Below are 25,403 nucleotides of genomic sequence, written 5' to 3'. Positions count from 1 at the left end.
AACCCGATCACGGTGATGCTGCCGTCCAGCGGGCAGCTTCCTCACCGGCGAAGACAGTCAGTTTTTCAAGCGCGTTGTGTACGGCACGGTTGGATGCCACCACCACACCGTAAGGGCCTGCGGTCTCCAGCCCGACCGATTCGTCGAACTCGCGCCATGCCAATACCCGACGGTTCGCGGTGTCCACGATGTAGGCACGCAAAGTGAAGCGCACCCGACTCGGCTGCATATCCATTTCATAATGCAGACGCACGATCTCGGTATCCAGTCTCAGCTCGCCCACTGCCGCACTGGGCGTCAACACCACTGCCCGGTAGCCACCGCTGCGCGCCAGCGCGTTGGCGATGAGCGGCGTCAACATGCGCGCCGGTGTGTCTACCCATTCGCTGTGTGCAAAGTATTCAAGCTGGTGCGGCAAGCGCGCGTAGAGGATGTGCTGGCTGTCATAGCCGGCCGCCGCATGGGTCGGATTGACGATGAGCGTCGGTCGGCGCGCTGTGGTGTATGCCGGTTCAGCCGTCTGCGCCGCATCGTATTGCAGCGCATCGAGGGCATAGAAAGTGGGTTGCACGCTTGCGGAAGGTCCCACGACCCCGCAGCCGCTCAAGAGCAGCGTGAGTACGAATGCGCCCAATGGATAGTGATATCTGTTCATGGTGCGGAGGCTCCTTTTGATGTTTCTCCCGGTCCTTCCCGGAGTGGTGTGCGCCCGAACAGCAAGCCATCCGGATTGCGTTCGATCTGTTCGCTCAGGCGGCGCATCGAAGTGGATAACACCGTCAGCTCGCCCAGCAATCTTTCCAGTTCCGGCAGGGTCTCCGCTGTGAAGCGTTGCGCATCGGCCCCGACAGTTTCCACCAGCTTGCCGGCCGTGATGCTCGTCTGCGCCATCTCGTTACCCATCTTCTCCACCGCTTTCGCCCCTTGGTCGATCTGCGTAAGCACGGGACTGAGTTGCAACGATGCATGCGAAGCGTTCTTCGCCGCATGCGCGATATCGGTCATCGCGCTATCGAGTTCATCCTTGCGCTCGGCAAAGGTGTGCGCCACCACGGCGATGTCGGCCAGCGCGCGCCGGAAGGCATCCTGATTCTCGGCACTCAGTATCGAATTGATGTTGTCCGATGTGCTATCCAGCTTGGTCATCACACTGGTCAGCACGTTCTCCAGCCGCGCGCTGAGCGAGGGTATGGTCTGGATGATGGGATATTTGTTACCCGCCGTCTTTTGCAGCAGGGGCGAACCCTTGCTCCCGCCGCTGAGCTCGACATAAGCGAATCCGGTCAGCCCCTGTGTCTTCAGCACCGCCACGGTATCGACTCTGACCGGCGTGCCCCGCTCGATGGCGAACAGCAATATCACCCGGTCCGGGTCGCTGTGATCGAGACTGATCTTCCGCACATTGCCCACATCCACGCCGTTGTATTTCACCACCGCGTTCACATTCAGGCCCGACACCGATTCGTCCACGATGGCCAGATAAAGGTCGTACTTCTTCTGGTAAGCACCGCCCGAGGCCAGCCATAGCGCGACCGCGACCAGCACCGAGCCGAGCAAGAGGACGAAGGCACCCACCAGGGCGTAGTTGACTTTGGTTTCTATGATGGGCTCCCGGCGAGTTGATTTTCTGTTTGAGGGTTTTCCTGGGCTTGCGCTTCCCGACCGCGCGGTCCGGCGAAGAACTTCTGTATCTCGGGATTTTTGGACTGCGCCAGTTCGTCCATCGAACCGACCCCCTGCACTTTTCCCCCGGCCAGCACCGCGACACGATCGGCCACCTGCCACAGCAGGTCGAGGTCGTGCGTGATCATCACGATGGTGAGACCGAACAGGTCGCGCATCTTGAGGATGAGCTCATCCACCTCACCCGCGCTCGCCGGATCAAGACCGGATGTCGGCTCGTCCAGAAACACCAGTTCGGGGTCCAGCGCCAGCGCGCGCGCCAGTGAAGCGCGTTTCATCATGCCGCCGCTGAGCGAGGTCGGATACATCGCCCCCACCTCCGGCGCCAATCCGGTCATGGAGAGTTTCCACGCGGCAAGCGCGTCAATGAGTGCGTCATCCAGATCGGAATGCTCGCGCAACGGCAGCCCGATGTTCTCGCTTACCGTGAGCGCGCCAAACAGTCCGCCATGCTGGAACATCACGCCGCAGCGTTTACGTATGTCCAGCATCTCGGCCGTGTCGATCTGCAGCAGGTCTGAACCCAGCACCTTGATCGAGCCGGAATCGGGGCGCTGCAGCAGGATCAACTCGTTCAGCAACGTGGATTTGCCCGAACCGCTGCCGCCGATCAGCGCGAATATCTCGCCACGATGTACCTCAAGGTCCAGGCCGTCATGCACGACCTTGTCGCCGAAACTCGTCCTGACGTCTCTGACCTCGATCACTGCTTCGTCATGGTTGGTCGCCGTATGCATGTCACATGTCCAACAGGCTGAACGCCACTGAGAACAAAGCATCCGCCGAGATCACCAGGAAGATGGACTGCACCACGCTACGCGTAGTCTGACGCCCCACGCTGTCCGCACCGCCGCTGGTGCGGAACCCCTGGAAACAGCCGACTATGGCGATGATGACGGCGAACACGGGGGCCTTGCATATCCCGATCAGATAGGAGGTGACGCTGACTGCCGAAACGAAGCGATCGAAGAATTGCACGAAGCCAACATCGAGTTGCGAACCGGCCATCAGCATGCCGCCCAGCACCCCCATCACATCCGCGAACACCGTGAGCAGGGGCAAAGCGATGACCAACGCGATGATCTTGGGCAGCACCAGCAGTTCCAGCGGCGCGATACCCAGCGTACGCATGGCGGAGATCTCCTCGCTCACCGACATCGAGCCGATCTGCGCGGCATAGGCCGAACCGGAACGACCCGCGATGATGATGGCGGTGATCAATGGGGCGAACTCGCGCAGCATGGAAAGCCCGATCAGGTCCGCCACAAAGATGTTCGCACCGTATTGTTTGAGCTGGTCCGCCCCCTGAAAGGCGACCACGATACCGAGCAGGAACGAAAGCAGACCCACGATGGGCAGCGCATCGAACCCGGCGCTGCGGATGTTGAACAGGATGGGACGCCAGCGGATGCGCGAAGGGTGACGGATGCTGCCAGCGAAGGCCACCGCACACTCGCCGACGAAACTGAACAGTGCATACGCCTGATCGAATCCGGCCGCGACGAAGCGGCCAAACCCCTCCAACATCGGCATGGGCCGCTCGCGAGATACGGGCATGGCACCTTCCAGCGTTGCCACTTCCTTCAGCAGACGTGCGAAGGGCGGGCTCATCTCCCGCACCGGCAGGACATCAGTCCCCTCCCCGATACGCTTCAGGAAAGCATGCAATATCCAGGCACCCGCACTATCCAGCGCATGGATACCCGAGCCATCCACGACTGCGCCCGATACCGGTTCGATCCCATCCAGAGCCTTCCCCAGACCGGTGATGCCACCCGCAGTCCAAGCCCCGGCCAACACGATCTGTTGTGGCGTGGATTCGGAAAGCGTGATGGAGGCGGCCGACAGGTCGGGCATGGATGAATACCAAGAGCGGGGATATCAGCTTAGACGAACCTGCGCTGCAGGTTTGTACGGCAACACACAGAGAACCAGCGCTCCGCTATCTCAAGAATCTTCAGAAGCATTCACGCAGCCGCCTCGAACACGCGCCGGGAAACCTCGATATCCATGTTGCGATGCTCCCCCAGCGCGGTCATGCCGTGGCGTTTCAATTGCGCGACCAGTGCCGGGATGGCGTCTTTGCCGATGCCGTGATCCGACAGGCGGGTCTTCACGTTCAACGACTCGAAGAAGCTGCGCGTCAGAGCGATCGCCCGGTCGATGCGACCGTCCTCGTCGCCATCATGCAATCGCCAGACACGTTCCGCGTACTGCAGCAATTTGGCGCGCTTCTCATCACGCCTGACCTGCATCATGGCCGGCAGAATGATCGCCAGCGTCTGTGCGTGGTCCATGCCGTGCAGTACGGTGATCTCGTGCCCCAGCATATGCGTGGCCCAGTCCTGCGGCACACCGGCCCCGATCAGGCCGTTGAGCGCCAGTGTGGCCGTCCACATCAGATTGGCGCGCACCGCTTCATTGGCGGGTTCCGCCAAGGCCCGGGGGCCCTCCTCGATCAGCGTCAACAACAATCCTTCGGCGAACCTGTCCTGCACTTTCGCATCGACCGGATAAGTGAGGTATTGCTCCATGATGTGCGCGAAAGCATCCACCACGCCATTGGCGACCTGCTGCGGCGGCAGCGTAAGCGTCTTGGCCGGGTCGAGTATGGCGAAACGCGGGAAGACCAGCGGGCTGGAGAACGCGAGTTTGTCGCGGGTCGCTTCCCGGGTGATCACCGCACCGTCATTCATCTCAGACCCCGTCGCCGGCAGCGTCAACACACAGCCGAAAGGAATGGTTGTCTTGATCTTCGCCTGCTTGGCAAGGATGTCCCACGGCAGCCCCTCGAAGCCGATAGCGGCCGCGATGAACTTGGTGCCGTCGATGACAGAACCGCCACCCACGGCCAGCAGGAAATCGATCCTCTCGCGTCGTGCGAGCTCGACCGAGTCCATCAACTCTTCATAACTGGGATTGGGCGCGATGCCGCCGAACTCGAACAGGGTGTAACCCTTGAGCGCGGCCTTCACCTCATCCAGCGTGCCGGTCTTGATGACGCTGCCACCGCCGTAGGTGATCAGGATGCGCGACTGCGCGGGGATCTCTCGCGCGAGATCGGCGATGCGCCCTTTTCCGAACAGGATGCGGGTCGGGTTGTAAAAGGTGAAGTTCTGCACGATGCGATCTTTACTTCTGGATGACCCTGACCAGAACGACCACGATGGCGATGATCACCAGTACGTGGATGAAGCCCCCCATGGTGTTGGCGGTGATCAGCCCGAACAACCACAAGACGATCATGATCAATGCAACGGTATAAAGCATGGTATTCCTTTCTATAAGACTTCCGGCTGTGATGATTCCTTTTGTGTCTCGGCATTGTCATCCGTCGCATCGCCAATATCGCTGCCTATCAATCCGCCAGCCAAAGCGCCGCCGACGATGCTCGCCGTCCCGCCCGTGCCCACCACAGCGCCGAGCGCAGCCCCGATGGTCACACCGACGCCTATCCCGACCGTGGTGCATCCCGTGAACACCAGTGTCAGCATCAGGATGGCCGCAGCATGGCCGGGCAGATTCATATCAGTGCTTGTCCGGGCGCGGCAGCAGTTGGTGTTCCGACATCCACTCGTCGAGTTGGTCTTCTTCCTCCTCCGAATGGATGCCCTTGGAGCACTGGATACGGCCGTCGGTGCACAAGTGTCTGGCCAGCATCGCACCGTATTCATCATGGGTGATGCCGCACCATAGTTGCATGCTGCGCCCCTTGATCTGTTTCAAGCTTCCCGCCACCTGATCCCAGTTCATAGCCGATCCTCCTGCATCCGAAAACTGCGCACATCATTGCGCACACGGCGACCAGACTCTGTGCGTTAACGCACGCGCAAGGAAGTTTCCGGGGTTTTCAGGCGGGGTATGTGCGTAGGCGCACAGAACACAAAACCCCGAATCATCACTATCCGCTCCAATGCGCAAATCATCTTTGCGTCCTCCGAATCCCATGGCCGCATCCACGACGCGGGGCACTTACAGTTGAAGGAATCATCCACTTTGAAACAATCCCATAAAACAATACTGTGGTTCATGGCTGCGACACTCTCGGTCATGTTTGGCATCGGCCTGACCTTCTGGTCATACCATCAGATCGACAAGGCAGACATCCTGCGCATGCACAACTACACCGTGCTGCGCGACGCCAACAGCCTGATGTCTGAATTGGTGGATGCCGAAACGGGACAACGCGGATTCCTGCTGACCGGTAACGAAGTATTTTTGCAACCCTATCTAAGGGTCAGAGAAGGCATGGAAGAACGCCTGCAGGCGTTGCGCAAGATGACGACTGTCGCAGCCGCCCAAAAACACCTGGATAACATGACCCCCATGGTGGACGCGTGGATGGAGGAGCTGAAACTCGTTGTCGCCTTGAATCGCAAGCATGACATGGCGGGAGCATTCGCCATCGTCGGCAACGGCAAGGGCCAGTTGCTGATGGAATCGATACGCGCCGAGATGGGGCGCTTCATCAAGATAGAGGAAGAATCACGGGCCGCGCACGATGCGGCATTCCAATTGAATATGCTGCGACTCTTCAGCCTCATCGTCGCTGCCAGCCTGTCTGCCTTGTTGTTCGCGCTGATGTTCGCTTACCTGTTCTATCGGCAAGCACAGCAACAGCTCAAAGACGCCGTGCATCTGGAGACGAAACATCTCCTCGATATTCAGGAAGACGCTAATCAACGCCTGCAACACGCCTACTTCGACCTGCAGGCGACCGACCAGAAGCTCGCCGTCACACTGCACTCCATCGCCGATGCCGTGATCACCACCGATGCCGACGGCAACGTGACCTACCTGAATCCCCAAGCGGAGAACCTCACCGGCTGGGTGCAAAAGGAATCCATCGGACTACCCATAGGCGACATCTTCCATATCATCAGCCAGGACACCCGGCTGCCCGCTGCCATCCCGGTTCTGGACACCCTGGCCCATGGCACGGTACACGGACTCGCCAACCACACCATCCTTGTGGCACGCGACGGCAGTGAGAAATCCATCGCCGACAGTTGCGCACCGATCACCATGCCGAATGGCGAAGTGATCGGCGCGGTGCTGGTGTTCAGGGATGTCACGGACGAATACGCCACGCAGCAGGCGATGCGCGACAATGCATCGCTGATACAGACCATCCTCAACAGCGTGGTCGACGGCATCATCACCCTGCGCGCCGAAGACGGCATCATCGAGACAGTGAACCCGGCCGCCGAGCGCATGTTCGGCTATTCGGCCGCCGAACTGGTCGGCCAGAATTTCGTGCTGCTCATACCCGATCTAGAGCAGGCCAGACGCTCGGAGATGTTCGAGAGATTGAGAGCCGGTGACGATGAAGCGACCATAGACATCGGCAGCAACATCCCGGGGCGGCGCAAGGACGGTAGCAGCTTCCCGGTGGAGATCTCGCTCAGCCAGATGTGGTTGAGTGGCGAGCGCCACTACACCGGTATCCTGCGCGACATCACCATCAGGGAAGAGGCCGCCCAAGCCCTGCTCAAAGCCGGCGGTCTGCAGAGCGCCATCTTCAACAGCGAGAACTTCTCCAGCATCGCCACCGACGCCCAGGGCGTGATCCAGATCTTCAACGTCGGCGCGGAACGCATGCTCGGCTACACCGCCGCAGAGGTGATGAACAAGAACACGCCGGCCGACATCTCCGACCCGCAGGAGCTGATCGCCCGCGCGGAAGCGCTGAGTGCGGAGCTGGGCACCCCCATCACGCCGGGCTTCGAAGCACTGGTGTTCAAGGCCAAGCGCGGCATCGAAGACATCTACGAGCTGACCTACATCCGCAAGGACGGCAGCCGCTTCCCCGCCGTGGTCTCGGTAACGGCACTGCGCGACGCACAGAACGAGATCATCGGTTACCTGCTCATCGGCACCGACAACACCGCACGCAAACAGGCAGAAGCCGCCTTGCAGAAAGCGGGCGCGTTGCAGAGCGCCATTTTCAACAGCGAGAACTTCTCCAGCATCGCCACCGATGCGCAGGGCGTGATCCAGATCTTTAACGTCGGCGCGGAACGCATGCTGGGCTACACCGCCGCCGAGGTGATGAACAAGATCACCCCGGCCGACATCTCCGACCCGCATGAGCTGGTCGCCCGTGCCGAAGCACTCAGTGCGGAGCTGGGCACCCCCATCACACCGGGATTCGAAGCGCTGGTGTTCAAAGCCTCGCGCGGCATCGAGGACATCTATGAGATGACCTCCATCCGCAAGAACGGCAGCCGCATCCCGGTCGTGCTATCCGTCACAGCCCTGCGCGACGATCAGGACGCCATCATCGGCTACCTGCTCATCGGCACCGACAACACGGCGCGCAAACGCGCGGAAGAAGCCTTGCTCAAAGCGGGCGCGCTGCAAAGTGCCATCTTCAACAGCGCCAACTTCTCCAGCATCGCCACCGATGCGCAGGGCGTGATTCAGATCTTCAACGTCGGCGCGGAGCGCATGCTCGGCTACACCGCCGCCGATGTGATGAACAAGAACACCCCCGCCGACATCTCCGACCCGCAGGAACTGATCGCCCGTGCCGAGACACTGAGCGATGAGCTGGGCACGCCCATCACGCCGGGATTCGAAGCGATGGTGTTCAAGGCCAAACGCGGCATCGAGGACATCTACGAGCTGACCTATATCCGCAAGGACGGCAGCCGCTTCCCCGCCGTGGTCTCGGTGACGGCGCTGCGCGATGCGCAGAACGAGATCATCGGCTACCTGCTCATCGGCACCGACAACACCGCACGCAAACAGGCAGAAGCCGCCTTGCAGAAAGCGGGCGCGTTGCAGAGCGCCATCTTCAACAGTGCCAACTTCTCCAGCATCGCCACCGATGCCAAGGGTGTGATCCAGATCTTCAACGTCGGTGCCGAGCGCATGCTCGGTTACACCGCCGCCGAGGTGATGAACAAGATCACCCCGGCCGACATCTCCGACCCGCAGGAAGTGATCGCACGGGCCGCCGCCCTGAGCAGCGAACTGGACACCCCCATCACCCCCGGCTTCGAGGCATTGGTGTTCAAAGCTTCACGCGGCATCGAGGACATCTACGAGCTGACCTATATCCGCAAGGACGGCAGCCGTTTCCCCGCCATCGTCTCCGTCACCGCCTTGCGTGACGAGGATAACGCCATCATCGGCTACCTGCTGATCGGCACCGACAACACCGCGCGCAAGCAGGTAGAAGCCGAGCAGAAACAGCTCGCCCAGCGACTGCGCGACCACCAGTTCTATACGCGTTCCCTGTTCGAATCGAACATCGACGCCATCATGACCACCGACCCTTCCGGAATCATCACCGACGTCAACAACCAGATGGAGGCGCTCACCGATTGCACGCGCGACGAGCTGATCGGCGCACCCTTCAAGAACTACTTCACCGACCCGGATAAAGCCGAAGCCAGCATCAAGCTGGTACTGACCCAGAAGCACGTCACCAATTACGAACTGACGGCACGCACGCGCGACGGCAAGGAGACCGTGGTGTCCATCAATGCCACCACCTTCTACGACCGCGACCGCAAGTTGCAGGGTGTGTTCGCCGCCGCGCGTGACATCACGGAACGCAAGCAGCTGGATCACGTGTTGCAGGAGAAGAACGTCGAGCTGGAAGGTGCGCGACTGGTGGCGGAGAAAGCCAGCCTTGCCAAATCCGATTTCCTCTCCAGCATGAGTCACGAATTGCGCAGCCCGCTGAACGCCATCCTCGGGTTCGCGCAGTTGATGGAGACCGACTCACCCGACGCGCCGCCCGCGCAGAAGGAGAGCGTCGAACAGATCCTGCAGGCGGGTTGGCATCTGCTCAAACTCATCAACGAGATCCTCGATCTGGCCAAAGTGGAATCCAGACAGATCCCGCTCTCGGAGGAGCCGGTCTCCCTGTCGGAGGTCATGCTCGAATGCCAGGGCATGGTCGAACCCCAGCTGCAGCAGCGCGGCATCCAACTTACGCTGCCCGCGTTCGACACCCCATATTTCGTCAAGGCCGACCGCACCCGTTTGAAACAGGTGCTCATCAATCTGCTGACCAACGCCATCAAATACAACTCCAAGCAGGGTGTGGTGGAGGTGAAGTTCGACACCCATAACGCCGGCCGACTCCGCGTCAGCATCCGCGACACCGGCGCGGGCCTCTCCAGCGAGCAGATGGCGCAACTGTTCCAGCCCTTCAACCGGCTCGGGCAGGAGGCCGGCGGCGAGGAAGGCACGGGCATCGGGCTGGTCGTCGCCAAACGTCTGGTGGAATTGATGGGCGGCACCATCGGCGTCGAAAGCGAAGTCGGCACAGGGAGTGTGTTCTGGTTCGAGCTCATGGTGGCGACCGAGCCACGGCTGGTGATGGAAGAGGTGAGCGGATCTGCCCAGCTGCCACAACACCCCCCGCGCTCGGACAAAGTGCATACCCTGCTCTACGTCGAAGATAACCCCGCCAATCTCAAACTGGTCGAACAGATCATCTCGCGCCACCCCGATCTTCGTCTGCTGGCTGCGGTGAACGGGAACACGGGCATAGAGATCGCCCGCAACAAGCAACCGGATGTGATCCTGATGGACATCAATCTGCCCGGCATCAGCGGCTTCGAAGCCCTCAACATCCTGCAGGCAGACCCCCTGACCTCGCACATCCCGGTCATCGCCGTCAGCGCCAATGCGATGCAACTCGACATCGAAAAAGGCATCAATGCCGGGTTCTTCCGCTACATGACCAAACCCATCAAGGTCGACGAGTTCATGGAAACGCTGGGTGTGGCACTGGATAAGGCCGAACAACTCGCAGAGACCGTAGAGACAGGAGCGTGATGCCATGGTAGACACAGCAGATATCCTGAAAGGCAAGATCCTGGTCGTGGACGATATGCAGCCCATGGTGGTGTTGCTCAAACGGATATTGCACAGCGGCGGCTTCGTCTCCATCTCGACCACCAGCGAACCCGGCCGGGTGTGCGAGTTGCACCGCGAGCATGATTTCCACCTGATCCTGCTGGATATCGAGATGCCCGGCATGAACGGCTTCCAGGTGCTGGAGGAATTGAAGCGCGCCAACCCCGACGACATGCCCCCCGTCATCGTCATCACCGCGCACCCGGCGCGCAGGCTGGAAGCATTCCAGGCAGGCGCACGCGACTTCATCGGCAAGCCTTTCGAGATAACCGAGGTGCTGGCGCGCGTGCGCAACATGCTGGAGATGCGTTTGCTGCAATTGGAGACACGACGCTACATCAGTTCGCTTGAGGAAAGCGTGCGTGATGCGGAACATCAAATACCGGGATATTTTAGATAGGTCAATCACGATGCTCAACACAAGCAGCATCCTATTCGGCTCGATCTTGATGATGGAAGAGCTGAGCTATCCGACCTGCTTAACTTTCCGATTTCTCAGAACTCGATCAAAGGAATTTCGACTTGAAAAGCACTCATAAAATCGTTGCCGCGATCGCTGGATCGGCACTGCTGGTTGCGTCGTTGGTGGCCGTATCATTCTGGGCTTTCAGTCAGGTCGAGGAAGCGGGCGAGATGCGGAAGCATTCCCGCGTTACATTGAACCGCGCGGACGATTTGTTGTCCGCGTTGAAAGACGCCGAGACCGGTCAACGCGGCTATTTGCTTACCGGTGACGAGGCCTTTCTGGAAACGTATTTAGCGGTGCGCAATAGCATCAGCGTCAAGCTGAAAGAATTGCGTCAGCTTAGCTTAGTCCCTGCCGCCAATGACCACCTGGATGCACTGGGACCAATGGTGGATGCCAGACTGGCGCATATGTCGCAGGCCATTGAGTTGCGCCGCAACCATGACGAGACTGCCGCAGTGGCGATGGTACGCAGTGGTCAGGGCAAGCAATTGATGGATTCGATTCGTGCCGAGATGAAGGGCTTCATCCGGCTACAGGAAGACGTGCAGGCGCAGCACGATGCAGAGTTCCGATCGAACATGCGCCTGCTGTTCACCCTCCTCATCATCGCCAGTGTATTTACGTTTCTGTTTGTACTTTCCTTTGCCTGGTTGGCCTACCGTGAAACACAGCAGCGGCTCAAGAACACGGCATCGCAATACGCCCGCTCGCTCATAGAATCCTCGCTCGACCCGCTGGTCACCATCAGTGCGCAGGGCAAGATCACCGACGTGAATGAAGCTTCCGTGCAGGCGACCGGCGTGCCGCGCGAGCAGCTCATCGGAACGGATTTCTCCAACTATTTCACCGAGCCTGACAAAGCACGCGCGGGCTACCTCAAGGTGTTCTCCGAAGGCTTGGTGCGCGATTACCCGCTCGCCATCCGTCACACGTCTGGACAGATCACGGACGTGCTTTACAACGCCGCCGTTTACAAGGACGACAAGGGAAATGTCCTCGGCGTGTTTGCCGCCGCGCGCGACGTGACGGTGCAGAAGCAGGCATCGCAATACGCCCGCTCGCTCATCGAATCCTCGCTCGACCCGCTGGTCACCATCAGTGCGCAGGGCAAGATCACCGACGTGAATGAAGCTTCCGTGCAGGCGACCGGCGTGCCGCGCGAACAGCTCATCGGAACGGATTTCTCCAACTATTTCACCGAGCCGGACAAAGCGCGCGAGGGTTACCAGAAGGCCTTCTCCGAGGGTTTTGTGCGCGATTACCCGCTCGCCATCCGGCACACGTCAGGACGGATCATGGACGTGCTTTACAACGCCGCCGTTTACAAAGACGACAAGGGCAACGTCCTCGGCGTGTTTGCCGCCGCGCGCGATATCTCAGAGCAGAAGAAGCTCGATCAGCGCCTGAACGACCAGCAGTTGTACACACGCTCACTCATCGAATCCAACATCGATGCCATCATGACGACCGATTCATCGGGCATCATCACCGACGTCAATCAGCAGATGGGCATCCTGACTGGCTGCACGCGCGAGGAATTGATCGGCGCGCCCTTCAAGGATTTCTTTACCGACCCCGAGCATGCCGAGGCGGGCATCAAACTGGTGTTGAGCAACAACAAGCTCTCTGACTACGAACTGACCGCCCGCAGCAAAAGTGGAAAAGAAACCGATGTGTCTTACAACGCGAGCACGTTCAACAACCACGAGGGCAAGTTGCAGGGGGTATTCGCCGCCGCTCGCGATGTGACCGAACGCAAACGCATGGATCGCGCGCTGCAGGAAAATAACATGGAATTGGGGTACGCCAAAGAAGCGGCCGAACAGGCCAGCGTGGCCAAATCCGACTTCCTATCCAACATGAGCCACGAGATACGCACTCCGATGAATGCCATCATCGGCATGTCCTATCTTGCATTGAAAACCGAGCTGACCACCCGTCAACGCGACTACATCAACAAGATCAAAGGTTCCAGCCGCCATCTGCTGGGCATCATCAACGACATCCTGGATCTGTCCAAGATCGAAGCGGGAAAATTGACGGTGGAACATACCGAGTTCGAACTTGAAAAAGTGCTCGACAATGTGGCCGACCTGATCGGGGAAAAGACCACCGTCAAGGGATTGGAGTTGATCTTTGACATCGACAAGAACGTCCCCCCTGTCCTCGTTGGCGATCAGTTGCGCCTGGGACAGATCCTCATCAACTATAGCAACAACGCGGTCAAATTCACCGAGCACGGCGAGATAGATATCAGCATCAGCGTGAAGGAAGAAACCGCGACCGATGTCCTGCTTTACTGCACTGTGCGCGACACCGGTATCGGCCTCACCGCAGAACAGATCGGACGCTTGTTCCAGAATTTCTCGCAGGCCGACGCCTCCACCACCCGCAGATTCGGCGGTACCGGTCTGGGACTCGTCATTTCAAAGAAACTAGCGGAGTTGATGGACGGCTCGGTGGGAGTAGAAAGTGAACCAGGCAAAGGCAGCACGTTCTGGTTCACGGCACGCTTGGGCAAAAGCATACGCCAACACCGCAAGTTGGTGCTAGCCGGTGATTTGCAAGGTAAGCGTGTGCTGGTGGTGGATGACAACGAGAGCGCCCGTTTGGTATTGGGCGAGCTGCTTGGCAGCATGAGCTTCAGTGTGGATCAGGTAGATTCCGGCAAGGACGCCATCATTGCAGTGGAAGCGGCAGAAGCACAGGGTAAACCTTACGAGATCGTATTCCTCGACTGGAACATGCCTGACATGGATGGCATCGAAACGTCCAGGATCATCCGGCAACGTCCCCTCAACCGCATGCCCCATATGATCATGGTGACCGCTTACGGCCGCGAAGAAGTCATCAAGGCGGCAGAAGAAGCGGGCATTGTGGATGTGCTGATCAAACCAGTCAGTGCATCGGTGTTGTTCGACGGGGTACTCCACCTGATGGATGGCACCAGCGACACCCCGCATATCTTGCTTGATACTTCATCCGGCACATTCGATCAACTCGACCGCATCAAAGGGGCGCGCATCTTGCTGGTCGAAGACAACGACCTTAACCAAGAAGTGGCGAGTGAACTGCTGACCGATGCCGGGTTCATCGTGGATCTGGCAGAGAACGGGCAGATCGCACTGGACAAGGTCAGGGCGAACACATACGACATCGTGCTGATGGACATGCAGATGCCGGTGATGGACGGCGTGACCGCGACGCGCGAGATTCGCAAGGAGGTGCGTTTCAACGAACTTCCCGTGGTGGCGATGACCGCCAACGCCATGCAGGCAGACCGCGATCGTTGCCTGGCGGCAGGCATGAACGATCACGTGGCCAAACCGATCGAACCCGAGGATCTTTGGACGGCTTTGCTGAAGTGGATCAAACCCAAATCAGATGACACACTAAAAGCGGATCTGGCGGCACAGATCACGCGCCGCCAAGCCGGCGCCTACACGTCTGGAATACTGCCGCAGGAAATCGAATTGCCATCCGCCATAGAGGGACTGGACATGAGCAACGGCCTGCGCCGCGTTCTCGGCAAAAAGTCACTCTATCTTTCGATGTTGCGCAAGTTCGTGGCCGGACAAAAATCTGCCGCACAAGAAATCACGCGCGCGATGGATGATGGACTGTGGGAGTTGGCAGAACGGCTCGCCCATTCACTCAAAGGAGTTGCCGGCAACATCGGTGCCAACCATTTGCAACAGCAGGCGGGATATCTGGAGAGTGCGATCAAGCAACGCCAGGATCGCAATGTGATCGACGAAAAACTACACGGCTTGAAAAAACAGCTCGACTATTTCGTGGATCAATTGCAACAAAAGTTGCCACCAGATCAAGTAAAAACCGCGGTCGTCGTGGATATGAATGAGCTGGAACGGGTATGTGAGCAATTGAAATCACTGTTACTGGATGACGACGCGACAGCCGGAGATATTCTGGAAACAAATGCCGATCTGCTCTCTGCCGCCTTTCCTGTGCACATCCGCAAGATTGAAGATCGCATCCATGCGTTCGATTACGAGACCGCGCTTTCCCTATTGAGTGTTGCGGTCAATTCAACCACGCCTTCAGGTGCCGCGAAATAATGCCCAATGACACCTACCGGATAGACAAGCGCACCATCTTTTTGGTCGTTGACGATTTGGAGCCGATGCGCAAAGTCACCGCCAATCAGTTACGTTCGCTGGGAGCCGAGACCATCCTGATGGCGAGTAACGGCGCCGAGGCGCTACGCATTTTGCAAAACAAGCCGGTGGACATCGTGCTTTCCGACTGGAGCATGCCGCTCATGTCGGGGCTCGATCTGCTCAAGGCAATGCGTAGCGATGACAAACTGGCGGGCCTGCCTTTCATTATGGTGACGGCCGAAGCGGAACGACACCGCATCGAGGAGGCGATTGGCGCGGGCGTGAGTGATCTGCTGGTCAAACCTTATACCGCCAGCTGTCTTGCCTCGCGCGTGGGCAAAGCCCTGACGACGCAACCGCGCGCGGTCTTTGCCGCCCCTGCAACCTTCCAGCCCCCCGCCGCCTCACCCGCCCCCGTACGCGATGATTTGCATGAATACGTGCGCACGACGATTCTTATCGTCGATGACATGCCGGACAATCTGCAATTGCTCTCCAATCTATTCACGGACGAATACCGGGTACGGATCGCGCACAACGGCGACAAGGCATTAAGTATCTGCCTCTCAATGGATCCGCCCGACCTGGTTCTGCTCGACATCATGATGCCCGGCATGGACGGCTTCGAAGTCGCCAAACGCATGCGTAACCATCCAAGTTCGGAAAACATTCCCGTTATCTTCGTCAGCGCCATGGTGGATGAGGAAGCACGCCTGCAAGGAATGGAATTGGGGGCGGTGGATTTTGTATGCAAACCGGTTGACCCCGACACGCTGATACCGCGCGTGCGCAATTTTCTGCACTTCGTCAATCTTCGCAAACAATTGCAGGCCGACTACGACGGCATGTTGGAGTCCGCGCGATTGCACGAGGATGTCGAACTGATGATGCGGCATGACATGAGAGGGCCGTTGGCAAGCGTGATCGCTATGCTGCATGAGATGGAAAGCGACAGCTCGGCAAGCAGTCCCCAATTTTCGCAATTGCGCCGGATCGAGGAGACCACGCTACAGGTACTCGACATGATCAACCTGTCTTCCGAACTATTCAAAATCGAGAAGGGACGTTTCCACCTTGATGCCCAACCGGTCATGATCGTGCCCCTCCTGCGTCGTATCGTGGAAATCGCCCGCACCACCTATGCCGAGAAGCACCTCACCGTGGAGGTAGATAGCGATATGCAAGTTGGCATTGAAGTGCCGCAGGTGCTGGGGGATTCCCTGTTCTGTTATTCGATCTTTCAAAATCTGTTGAAGAACGCCTGCGAAGCGGCGCCCGATAACAGCCGTGTGTCGGTCATCCTGCAAGACGAGACCCCGTTGCGCATCCTGATCCAAAACAAGGGGCTGGTTCCCGCCGAGATTCGCCCGCGTTTCTTCGACAAATTCGTCACCCACAGCAAGTTGAATGGGACCGGAATCGGCACCTATTCTGCCAAGTTGCTGACCGAAGCACAAAACGGCAATGTTGCATTAGACATATCCGAAGCGAAAAACCTGACAACCGTCAGCGTGAGCTTGCCCCGCTATTCAGAGGTAACAGCATGAACTCCCAAGCACCCACACAGGCCGTTGAGATTGCTGCAGCGTGTGAAGCCAGCCTTCCGGAAAAGGTCACGATACTGGTGGTCGATGACACGCCGGACAACTTGATCCTGATGAACGGCTTGCTCAAGGACGAATACAAGGTCAAGGTTGCCAACAGCGGCGAAAAAGCACTGAAGATAGCGCTATCCGATACGCCGCCGGCACTGATCCTGCTCGACATCATGATGCCTGACATTGACGGCTACGAGGTGTGCCGCCGACTCAAGCTCGACCCCAAGACGCGGAACATCCCGGTCATCTTCCTGACTGCCAAGACAGAAGCCGAGGACGAAAGAAAAGGGCTGGAACTCGGCGCAGCTGATTACATCAGCAAACCGATCAGTCCCTCCATCGTCATGGCGCGCGTGAAGAACCATCTGTCCTTACAGGACAAGAATACCGAGTTGGCGCATGCGAAGTTCATGGCGGAAAAAGCCAACCTCGCCAAATCTTCCTTTCTGTTAAGCATGAGTCATGAGCTGCGCAGCCCGCTCAATGCCATCCTCGGTTTTGCGCAACTGATGGAGATCGATATCACTCCACCCACTGCATCGCAGAAGGAAAGTATCGCGCAGATCCTGCAAGCGGGATGGCATCTGTTGCAATTGATCGATGAGATTCTCGATCTGACCAAGATCGAGTCCGGGCATGTGCCCATGTCGAAGGAACCGGTCTTGCTGGCCGAAATCCTGCACGAATGCCAGAGAATGATCGATACGCAAGCGCATCAACGCGGCATCAAACTGACCTTGCCCCAGTTCGACACCCCCTGCTTTGTGAGTGCCGATCGCATCCGCTTGAAGCAGATACTCATCAATCTGCTTTCCAACGCGATCAAATACAACCGCAAAGATGGAGCAATCGAAGTGCAATGTAGCAGCAGCTCGCCGGGACGCACACGCATCAGCGTCAGGGACAGCGGAACAGGATTGTCTCCCGAACAATTGGCGCAACTGTTTCAGCCCTTCAATCGTCTTGGTCAGGAGGCCGGTGTGGTGCAGGGTACCGGCATCGGCTTGGTATTGGCCAAGCGTCTGGTTGAACTGATGGGGGGCGTCATCGGCGTGGAAAGTACGGTCGGTGTGGGCAGCGTGTTCTGGTTCGAACTCACCACGGTGGCCGATCCGCATCTTGAAATTGCAGGAGTAGAAGCGGAGACACTGCCTCATCTATTGGCGCCGCGTGGAAAAAGGCAACACACGCTGCTCTATGTAGAAGATAACCCATCGAACATGAAGCTGGTCGAGCAGATCGTCGCGCGCCACCCCGACATCAGTTTGCTGACCGCGGTGAACGGCAATAGCGGTGTGGAGATCGCACGCGCATCCGTGCCGGATGTGATCCTTATGGACATCAATCTGCCCGACATCGACGGTTTCGAAGCCCTGAAGATCTTGCGCGCAGACCCCGCTACAGCGCACATCCCCGTCATTGCCTTCAGCGCCAATGCCATGCCGCACGTAGTCGAGCGCGGCTTGCAGGCGGGTTTCTTACGCTACATAACCAAGCCGATCAAAGTCGATGAATTCATGCACGCGCTGGATGAGGCATTTGATCAAGCACACCACGGAATCAATCAAGTGATTTAGGGATAATTCTTATGCTCAATACAACTAGCTTTTTCAAAGCCACCATCCTGATCGTGGACGATCTTCCGGCCAACGTCCAACTGTTGTCGCGCATCCTCTCTTCAGCAGGTTATACCGCCATCAGCTCGACCACCGATCCCAACGCAGTGTGTGATCTGCACCGCAAGCACCACTACGACCTGATCCTGCTCGATCTACAGATGCCCATCATGTCCGGATTCCAAGTGATGGAAGGGCTCAAGGAAATCGAACGGGGTGACTACCTGCCGGTACTGGTGATCACGGCGCAGCCGGATGAGAAATTGCACGCCCTGAAGTCGGGGGCAAAGGATTTCATCAGCAAGCCATTCGATATCTCCGAAGTTCTGGCACGTGTCCACAATATGCTGGAAGTACGCTTGCTCTACAAGGAGTTACACAACTACAACGACTTGCTGGAGCAGCGTGTCAAAGAACGCACCGCAGACCTGCTCGAAGGCAATCTGGAGACGATCTTCACCATGACACGCGCGGCAGAATACAAAGATGAGGACACCGGTGCGCATGTGCAGCGCATCAGCCATTACAGCCGCGAGCTGGCGCAAAGACTGGGACTGCACGAGACCTTCGTGGACCGCATCTTCATCGCCAGCCCCATGCATGACATCGGCAAGATCGGCATCCCGGACCACATCCTGCTCAAGCCCGGCAGCTTCACACCCGAAGAATGGCAGGTGATGAAAGGCCATGCCGAGATAGGCGCCAAGATACTGGGCAGCAGCAAATCGCTGTACCTGATGATGGCGGCCGAGATCGCCCTCAACCACCACGAACGCTGGGATGGCGGCGGCTATCCCGGCGGCAAGCACGGCGAAGCCATCCCGCTCTCGGCGCGCATCATGAACATCTGCGACATCTATGACGCGCTGCGCAGCAAACGGCCGTACAAACCCGCCTTCGATCACCAGAAGACGATGGACATCATCGTGCGCGGGGACGGGCGCACTGCACCGCAGCACTTCGACCCGGTCATCCACACCGTATTCACCAAGAACCACGAAATCTTCCGGGAAATATTCGAATCCTTTGCCGCCGCGCCCGCACTGGTGCACGCATGATCGACGCGGACGACATCCATCAGGGCAAGATACTGATCGTCGATGACCAGGAGGCGAACGTCCGCCTGCTGGAACGCGTGTTGCGCAATGCGGGCTATGTCTCCATCACCTCCACCACCGACCCGCTCAAGGTCGCGGCGCTGCATGCCGCCCACCGCTACGACCTCATATTGCTCGACCTGCAGATGCCGGAGATGGATGGCTTTCAGGTGATGCAGTCACTGAAGGCGAGCGCACCGGATGACTATCTGCCGGTGCTGGTCATCACAGCCCAGCCGGATCACAAATTGCGCGCCCTGCAGGCGGGCGCAAGAGACTTCATCACCAAGCCGTTCGATATGGCCGAAGTGCAGATACGCGTGTACAACATGCTGGAGGTACGCCTGCTGCACCTGCAGACCAAACAGCTCTATCAGCAAGTGCTGGCCGAGCAGCGCGTATCGGAACGCCTGCTCCTCAACGTGTTACCCCAGGCCATCGCGCAAAGATTGAAGGGGCGGCCCGAAGCCACGGAGGACTGCTTCACCGAGGTGATCGCCGACAGATTTTCCGACGTGACTGTGCTGTTCGCGGACATCGTCGATTTTTCCAGATTCTCCACGTCGGTCAGCCCCGAGGAATTGGTCGGCGTGCTGAACGACATCTTCACCCGTTTCGACAGCATCGCCGACAAACGCGGACTGGAGAAGATCAAGACCATAGGCGATTCCTATATGGCCGCAGCCGGACTACCCGTTCCCGCCCAGGATCACGCGATACGCGCGGCCAACATGGCACTGGACATGATGGAAGCAATGGAGAAGTTCAATCAACAGCACAACTATCACCTCAAAGTACGCATCGGCATCAGCACGGGCGCGGTCGTGGCTGGCGTCATCGGCAAACGCAAATTCCTGTACGACCTGTGGGGCGACGTGGTGAACACCGCCAGCCGCATGGAATCGCACGGTGTGCCCGGACGCATACAAGTGACGGATTCCACGCAGCGCTGGCTCGAATCGATGTTCGCGCTTGAAGCGCGCGGCCCCATCGAAGTCAAGGGTAAAGGCGAGATGAACACCTGGTTCCTGAACAAAAGACGCGAGATCCACACGCCCGCAGAGCGGGCTTGATGATTGTGTTGGGAACCAGGTGTTTCGCGAGAGGCGGCTGCTCAATCAAGAGCCGCCCCTCGAATCTAGGCGATCGCAGGACTGGTGATGCGGTGCATGCCCAATAATATTTTGTGAAGCTTTTCCTCGGCCAACCAAAGGTCATGTTTCGTTTGCATATCGACCCATAGCTGCGGGCCATTACCCAATAGCGCACCCAAGCGAAGCGCCATTTCTGGAGAAACGCCACTCCGCTCTGACAATACCGCATGAAGCGTTTGGCGAGATACCCCGAGATTCCGGGCGAATTCACTTACAGACATTCCCAAGTTAGGTAGAACGTCTTCGCGCAGGATTGCACCTGGATGTGTCGGTTTACGTTTACGCATGATGACTCCTAGTGATAATTTTCCAAATCGATCTTTACCGCATTCTCGCCATTCCATTCAAAAGTGATGCACCACGGACCGTTTACATGAATGCTGTACCGTTTAGGCTTGCCTTGTAATGGATGGAAGTCGAAGCCCGGCAAGTTCAATGCCTCAGGAGTCTTGGCAATATCAATGGCATCGAGTCGCCTGACGATCCGATCAACCAGAGACGCCTGTACCTTGGCACTCTTGCCCTTCTCAAAGAGTTCTTGCAGACCTTTGTGGGAGAACGATTCAATCATGGCCAAACTGTAAAGCAACGCCTTACATAAGTAAAGACCTGATCGAAATGCAGATCAGGCAGACATTCCAGCAAACATCCAATGTCTCTTTTGCCGAGCCCCCCTCTCCCGGCAATAGCGCTTAAGCTCCCTTGCCTCATTGACGCATCTCAACTTCAACTTCCGCAGGCAAAAGAATGGCCCGGAAAGGGGGGAGCCGATCCGGGCCAAGTTACATCAGATATCCAAAAGGGGAGGATGAATATCTGACCGGATAATCTGCCTATCTTTGCAATGAGACCGTGCGTTGCCGCACATACCCCGTATCCGCCAGCCCACATACTTCGTTCCTGTATAGTCGATGCGTGTATAAAGGAGCGACTCCCAAAGACCGTTCCTTATCCGCAGGTTGTCTGCATCATCAACCACCGCTGCAAAGCCGAGGGCAAGAAAATGGGTTCTATCACTTCCCTGCCGCATGCGCCTGACCAGAATCACCTGCTCGCGGCACTACCGAGGGAAGCATTCGACCGCATCTTTCCCGACCTTGAACTCGTCAGGATGCCGCTGGGGGAAGTGCTGTATGAATCCAGCGGCGTGATGCAGCACGTCTATTTCCCCACCGACGCCATCGTGTCTCTGCATTACGTGATGGAGAACGGTTCATCGGCCGAGATCGCCGGTGTCGGCAACGAGGGCGTACTCGGTGTCGCGCTCTTCCTGGGCGGCAACACCACCCCCAGTCTGGCCACGGTACAAACGGGCGGCTACGGCTACCGGATCAAATCCAGATCGATGATGGAAGAATTCAACCTCGCCGGCGCGACGATGCGCCTGATGCTGCGTTACACTCAAGCCCTGATCACCCAGATGTCGCAGACCGCCGTGTGCAACCGTCACCACTCGGTCGAGCAGCAACTGTGTCGCTGGTTATTGTCGACCCTTGATCGCCTGCCCTCCGCCGAGTTGACCATGACACAGGAACTCATCGCCGGCATGCTGGGGGTGAGGCGCGAAGGCATCACCGAAGCGGCAGGGAATCTGCAGCGGGCGGGCCTCATCAGCTACCGTCGCGGCCACATCACCGTCCTGGACAGGGCTGGACTGGAGCGTCATGCCTGCGAATGTTATGAGGTCGTCAGAAAAGAGATGCACCGTTTGCTCGATGAAACGGGCGAAGCAAGAAAAGTATCCGGGCAATCGCGAATGAGGAATAGCCATGCTTAGCAAGAAAGTCGCAACCGGTAAACGCAAGACACCGGCTCGCAAATCGGCACCTGCCATGGTGCAGGCAGAACCCGTCACCAAGGCCGACGCGCCTGACGCGACGAAACAGCCCGTTGCGGCGAACTTCCCCATCGTCTGCCTGGGCGCTTCAGCCGGCGGACTGGAAGCCTTCGAACAGTTCTTCCGCCATGCAGCGACCGACAGCGGCATGGCCTACGTGCTGGTGTCGCACCTCGACCCCGACCATGTGAGCATCCTCACCGAGATCCTGCAACGCACCACCCGCATGACGGTATCGGAAGCCGAGGATCAGATGGTCATCGCGCCCGACCACGTCTACGTGATCCCGCCCAATCGCGACATGACCATCTTCCATGGCACACTGCAACTGAGCCTGCCCGACCAGCCGCGCGGACAGCGCATGCCTATCGACGCCTTCCTGCGCACGCTGGCCGATGACCGGGGCGAGTCCTCGTTCGGCATCATCCTGTCCGGCACAGGCACCGACGGCACACTGGGGTTGCGCGCCATCCTCGGTGCCGGGGGCGTGACACTGGCGCAGGAACCGGCAAGCGCGAAATATGACGGCATGCCGATGAGCGCGATCAATGCGGGCTATGCCACGCTTGTGTTGCCGCCCGAAAAGATGCCGCAAGCATTGCAGGCAGCAAAACGCCGTCTGGGTGACACTTCTGCAAAGATACCCACGGACCCCGCGCCAAAATCGGCAAGCGGCACGAACCGCATCCTGATGCAGTTGCGCACGTCCACCGGCCACGATTTCTCGCTATACAAGAAGAGCACCATCGGCCGCCGCATCGAGCGCCGCATGCTGCAACACGACATCGCGGACACCGAGATCTATGCGCGCTTCCTGAAAGAGCATCCGGCCGAGACACAGATCCTGTTCAAGGAACTGCTGATCAACGTCACCAGTTTCTTCCGCGACCCCGAAGCATTCGATGTGTTGCGCAGCGAAGTATTGCCGAAGCTCTTTCAGGACAAGCCGGATGGCTATGTGTTCCGTGTCTGGGTGGCGGGTTGCGCCAGCGGTGAGGAGGCTTACTCCGTCGCCATCCTGTTGCGCGAGTTGATGGAGGAGACCCGGCCCGAGTTCAAGATACAGCTCTACGCTACCGATCTGGACGACGATGCCATCGCTATCGCGCGTGCCGGCGTCTACCCGCCCAACATCGCGCAGGACATCTCGCCCGAGCGCCTGCGCCGCTTCTTCACCAAGGAGCCGTCCGGTTACCGGGTGAAGAAGGATATCCGCGAGATGGTGGTGTTCGCGGTGCAGAACGTCATCAAGGACCCGCCTTTCACCAAGCTCGATCTGCTGTGCTGCCGCAACCTGATGATCTATCTGGAGCCGGAGTTACAGAACCGGCTCATCCCCGCCTTCCACTATGCGCTCAAGCCCGGCGGGGTGTTGTTCCTGTCGCCATCGGAGAGCATCGGCAACCACACCGACCTGTTCGCGCCGATCAATCGCAAATGGAAGCTGTACAGCGCCATCCACTCCATCGCTTCCAAACGCGCGATGCTGATCGATGGACTGAACCTGGCCTCAGAGAAGATAGTGAAAGCCCCGGAAGAAAAGACGGCGATCACCAAGCCGGGGAATTTTGCGGAGCTTGCCCGGCGTCAATTGCTGCAATCCTATGCGCCCGCTTCCGTGGTGACCGATCTGCGTGGCAACATCCTTTACGTGCATGGCGAGACCGGCAAGTTCTTGCGCCCGGCGCCGGGTGAAGCGTCGCTCAATGTCGTCGACATGGCGCGCGACGAGATGCAGATCCCGCTGCGCACCGCCCTGCACCAGGCGGATGGCCAGAGCGAGCCGACCTTCGATCACGATGTGGCGATCAAGTCCGACGGCGAGACCCTCAACGTGCGCTTCAGCGTGCGCCCCCTGCCCGATGCGGACATCGGCCAGGGCTATCTGCTGGTCAGCTTCCAGATACTGGGCGATGAAGCGAACGCTAAACCTGTCGCGCGCACCAAGGCTGGCGGCAAACGGTTGACCGGCCCGGCGGCCATGGCGCGCATCGAAGCGCTGGAAAGTGAACTCAAATATACAAAAGACAATCTGCATTCGACCGTCGAGGAACATCAGGCCTACAGCGAGGAGCTGAAATCCATCAACGAGGAGATGCAGTCCACCAATGAAGAATTGCAATCGACCAACGAAGAGCTGGAGACTTCCAAGGAAGAGATGCAGTCGGTGAACGAAGAGCTGATCACGGTGAATACCGAGCTGCAGTCCAAGATCGAACAGTTGGCCGGCATGCAGAACGACATGAAGAACCTGCTCGACAACATCAACGTGGGCACCATCTTCCTCGACGACCAGCTGAACATCAAACGCTACACCCGCGAAGCCATAGAAATCTATCGCCTGGTCGCCACCGACATCGGCCGCCCCTTGATCGATATCAAGTCGAATCTGGAGAATGACGACCTGCTGACGGACGCACAGGCGGTGCTGGACGATCTGAGGGCGCGCGAACGCGAGGTCTGCACCATGGGCGGGGTTTGGTATTCGGCGCGCATCCAGCCCTACCGCACGCTGGACAATGTGATCCGGGGCGTGGTGATCACCTTTTCCAACATCGCGCAACGTGTGGCTTCGGAGGCTGCCGTCAGGCAGGCACGCATGCTGGCCGAAGGCATCGTGAACACCGTGCGCGAGCCGCTGGTGGTATTGGATGGCGGGCTGAAAGTCGTCTCCGCCAGCCGCTCGTTCTACCAGCACTTCAAGGTCAGCGAGCAAGAGACCGTGGGGCAACTCATCTATGACCTGGGGAACCGGCAATGGAACATCCCCGATCTGCGCAAACTGCTGGAAAACATCCTGCCCGAGAACCGGAGTTTCGATGACTTCGCCGTCGAGCACGATTTCCCCGTGATCGGACACCACAAGATGATGCTCAATGCACGCCGCATCGTCGGCGCGGACGGCAATACCCAGATGATCCTGCTGTCCATGCAGGCCGTCACATGAA

Annotated in this window: 19 protein-coding genes; 9 read left to right on the top strand and 10 right to left on the bottom strand. The window is 58.5% G+C overall.

The features are described 5' to 3' along the window. Positions 1-7: 7 nt before the first annotated feature. From ACYCZ5_RS11325 to ACYCZ5_RS11290, 8 genes are all read right to left on the bottom strand, one after another. Positions 8-655: an ABC-type transport auxiliary lipoprotein family protein gene (locus ACYCZ5_RS11325; protein WP_461544911.1), complete on the bottom strand. Its 648-nt coding sequence runs from the start codon at positions 653-655 to the stop codon at positions 8-10. After that, positions 652-1,575, bottom strand: coding sequence for an MlaD family protein (locus ACYCZ5_RS11320; protein ID WP_461544910.1), 924 nt, complete (start codon positions 1,573-1,575; stop codon positions 652-654). The genes ACYCZ5_RS11325 and ACYCZ5_RS11320 overlap by 4 nt, the downstream gene beginning before the upstream one ends. A 23-nt stretch (positions 1,576-1,598) precedes the next feature. Further along, entirely contained in the window at positions 1,599-2,420 is an 822-nt protein-coding gene (locus ACYCZ5_RS11315; protein WP_461544909.1) for an ABC transporter ATP-binding protein, read from the bottom strand. A gap of 1 nt (position 2,421) precedes the next feature. Beyond that, on the bottom strand, positions 2,422-3,540 hold the full coding sequence (locus tag ACYCZ5_RS11310; RefSeq protein ID WP_461544908.1) for an MlaE family ABC transporter permease: 1,119 nt from the start codon (positions 3,538-3,540) through the stop codon (positions 2,422-2,424). Between the two features lie 110 nt (positions 3,541-3,650). Further along, positions 3,651-4,805, bottom strand: a complete 1,155-nt coding sequence (locus tag ACYCZ5_RS11305; RefSeq protein ID WP_461544907.1) for an iron-containing alcohol dehydrogenase — start codon at positions 4,803-4,805, stop codon at positions 3,651-3,653. A 10-nt stretch (positions 4,806-4,815) separates the two neighbouring features. Next, the gene (locus tag ACYCZ5_RS11300; protein ID WP_461544906.1) at positions 4,816-4,953 is read right to left on the bottom strand and encodes a lmo0937 family membrane protein; all 138 of its coding nucleotides are present in this window, start codon (positions 4,951-4,953) and stop codon (positions 4,816-4,818) included. Between the two features lie 11 nt (positions 4,954-4,964). After that, positions 4,965-5,210, bottom strand: coding sequence for a hypothetical protein (locus ACYCZ5_RS11295; protein WP_461544905.1), 246 nt, complete (start codon positions 5,208-5,210; stop codon positions 4,965-4,967). A gap of 1 nt (position 5,211) precedes the next feature. After that, positions 5,212-5,436 carry a CsbD family protein gene (locus ACYCZ5_RS11290; RefSeq protein WP_461544904.1) on the bottom strand — a complete coding sequence of 75 codons (225 nt, stop codon included), beginning with the start codon at positions 5,434-5,436 and terminating at the stop codon, positions 5,212-5,214. 276 nt (positions 5,437-5,712) lie between these two features. On the opposite strand from ACYCZ5_RS11290, the gene ACYCZ5_RS11285 reads away from it, so the two are divergent. From ACYCZ5_RS11285 to ACYCZ5_RS11255, 7 genes are all read left to right on the top strand, one after another. Next, entirely contained in the window at positions 5,713-10,482 is a 4,770-nt protein-coding gene (locus tag ACYCZ5_RS11285; protein ID WP_461544903.1) for a PAS domain S-box protein, read from the top strand. Between the two features lie 4 nt (positions 10,483-10,486). Continuing rightward, positions 10,487-10,963, top strand: coding sequence for a response regulator (locus ACYCZ5_RS11280; RefSeq protein ID WP_461544902.1), 477 nt, complete (start codon positions 10,487-10,489; stop codon positions 10,961-10,963). A gap of 122 nt (positions 10,964-11,085) precedes the next feature. Beyond that, positions 11,086-15,111, top strand: coding sequence for a PAS domain S-box protein (locus ACYCZ5_RS11275; protein WP_461544901.1), 4,026 nt, complete (start codon positions 11,086-11,088; stop codon positions 15,109-15,111). Then, positions 15,111-16,700, top strand: coding sequence for an ATP-binding response regulator (locus tag ACYCZ5_RS11270; protein WP_461544900.1), 1,590 nt, complete (start codon positions 15,111-15,113; stop codon positions 16,698-16,700). Before ACYCZ5_RS11275 ends, ACYCZ5_RS11270 begins: the two co-directional genes overlap by 1 nt. Beyond that, on the top strand, positions 16,697-18,328 hold the full coding sequence (locus tag ACYCZ5_RS11265) for a response regulator (RefSeq protein ID WP_461544899.1): 1,632 nt from the start codon (positions 16,697-16,699) through the stop codon (positions 18,326-18,328). The genes ACYCZ5_RS11270 and ACYCZ5_RS11265 overlap by 4 nt, the downstream gene beginning before the upstream one ends. An 11-nt stretch (positions 18,329-18,339) precedes the next feature. Beyond that, the gene (locus ACYCZ5_RS11260) at positions 18,340-19,425 is read left to right on the top strand and encodes a response regulator (RefSeq protein ID WP_461544898.1); all 1,086 of its coding nucleotides are present in this window, start codon (positions 18,340-18,342) and stop codon (positions 19,423-19,425) included. Beyond that, positions 19,422-20,537 carry an adenylate/guanylate cyclase domain-containing protein gene (locus ACYCZ5_RS11255; protein ID WP_461544897.1) on the top strand — a complete coding sequence of 372 codons (1,116 nt, stop codon included), beginning with the start codon at positions 19,422-19,424 and terminating at the stop codon, positions 20,535-20,537. Before ACYCZ5_RS11260 ends, ACYCZ5_RS11255 begins: the two co-directional genes overlap by 4 nt. Before the next feature lie 65 nt (positions 20,538-20,602). On the opposite strand, the gene ACYCZ5_RS11250 is transcribed toward ACYCZ5_RS11255, so the two are convergent. Continuing rightward, a complete protein-coding gene (locus ACYCZ5_RS11250; protein WP_461544896.1) occupies positions 20,603-20,905 on the bottom strand; it encodes a HigA family addiction module antitoxin in 303 nt (100 codons plus the stop codon). A gap of 8 nt (positions 20,906-20,913) precedes the next feature. Further along, positions 20,914-21,189 carry a type II toxin-antitoxin system RelE/ParE family toxin gene (locus tag ACYCZ5_RS11245; protein WP_461544895.1) on the bottom strand — a complete coding sequence of 92 codons (276 nt, stop codon included), beginning with the start codon at positions 21,187-21,189 and terminating at the stop codon, positions 20,914-20,916. Between the two features lie 432 nt (positions 21,190-21,621). Between ACYCZ5_RS11245 and ACYCZ5_RS11240 the strand changes: the two genes are divergently transcribed. Further along, positions 21,622-22,395 (top strand): Crp/Fnr family transcriptional regulator, encoded by a 774-nt coding sequence (locus ACYCZ5_RS11240; RefSeq protein WP_461544894.1) that lies wholly within the window; start codon positions 21,622-21,624, stop codon positions 22,393-22,395. Beyond that, entirely contained in the window at positions 22,388-25,402 is a 3,015-nt protein-coding gene (locus ACYCZ5_RS11235) for a CheR family methyltransferase (RefSeq protein WP_461544893.1), read from the top strand. Before ACYCZ5_RS11240 ends, ACYCZ5_RS11235 begins: the two co-directional genes overlap by 8 nt. The last annotated feature ends 1 nt before the right edge of the window (position 25,403 follow it).

This window comes from Sideroxydans sp. (assembly GCF_054604835.1).
The sequence above is the reverse complement of the archived record's forward strand: the minus strand, read 5'-3'. Positions and strand labels throughout refer to the sequence as shown.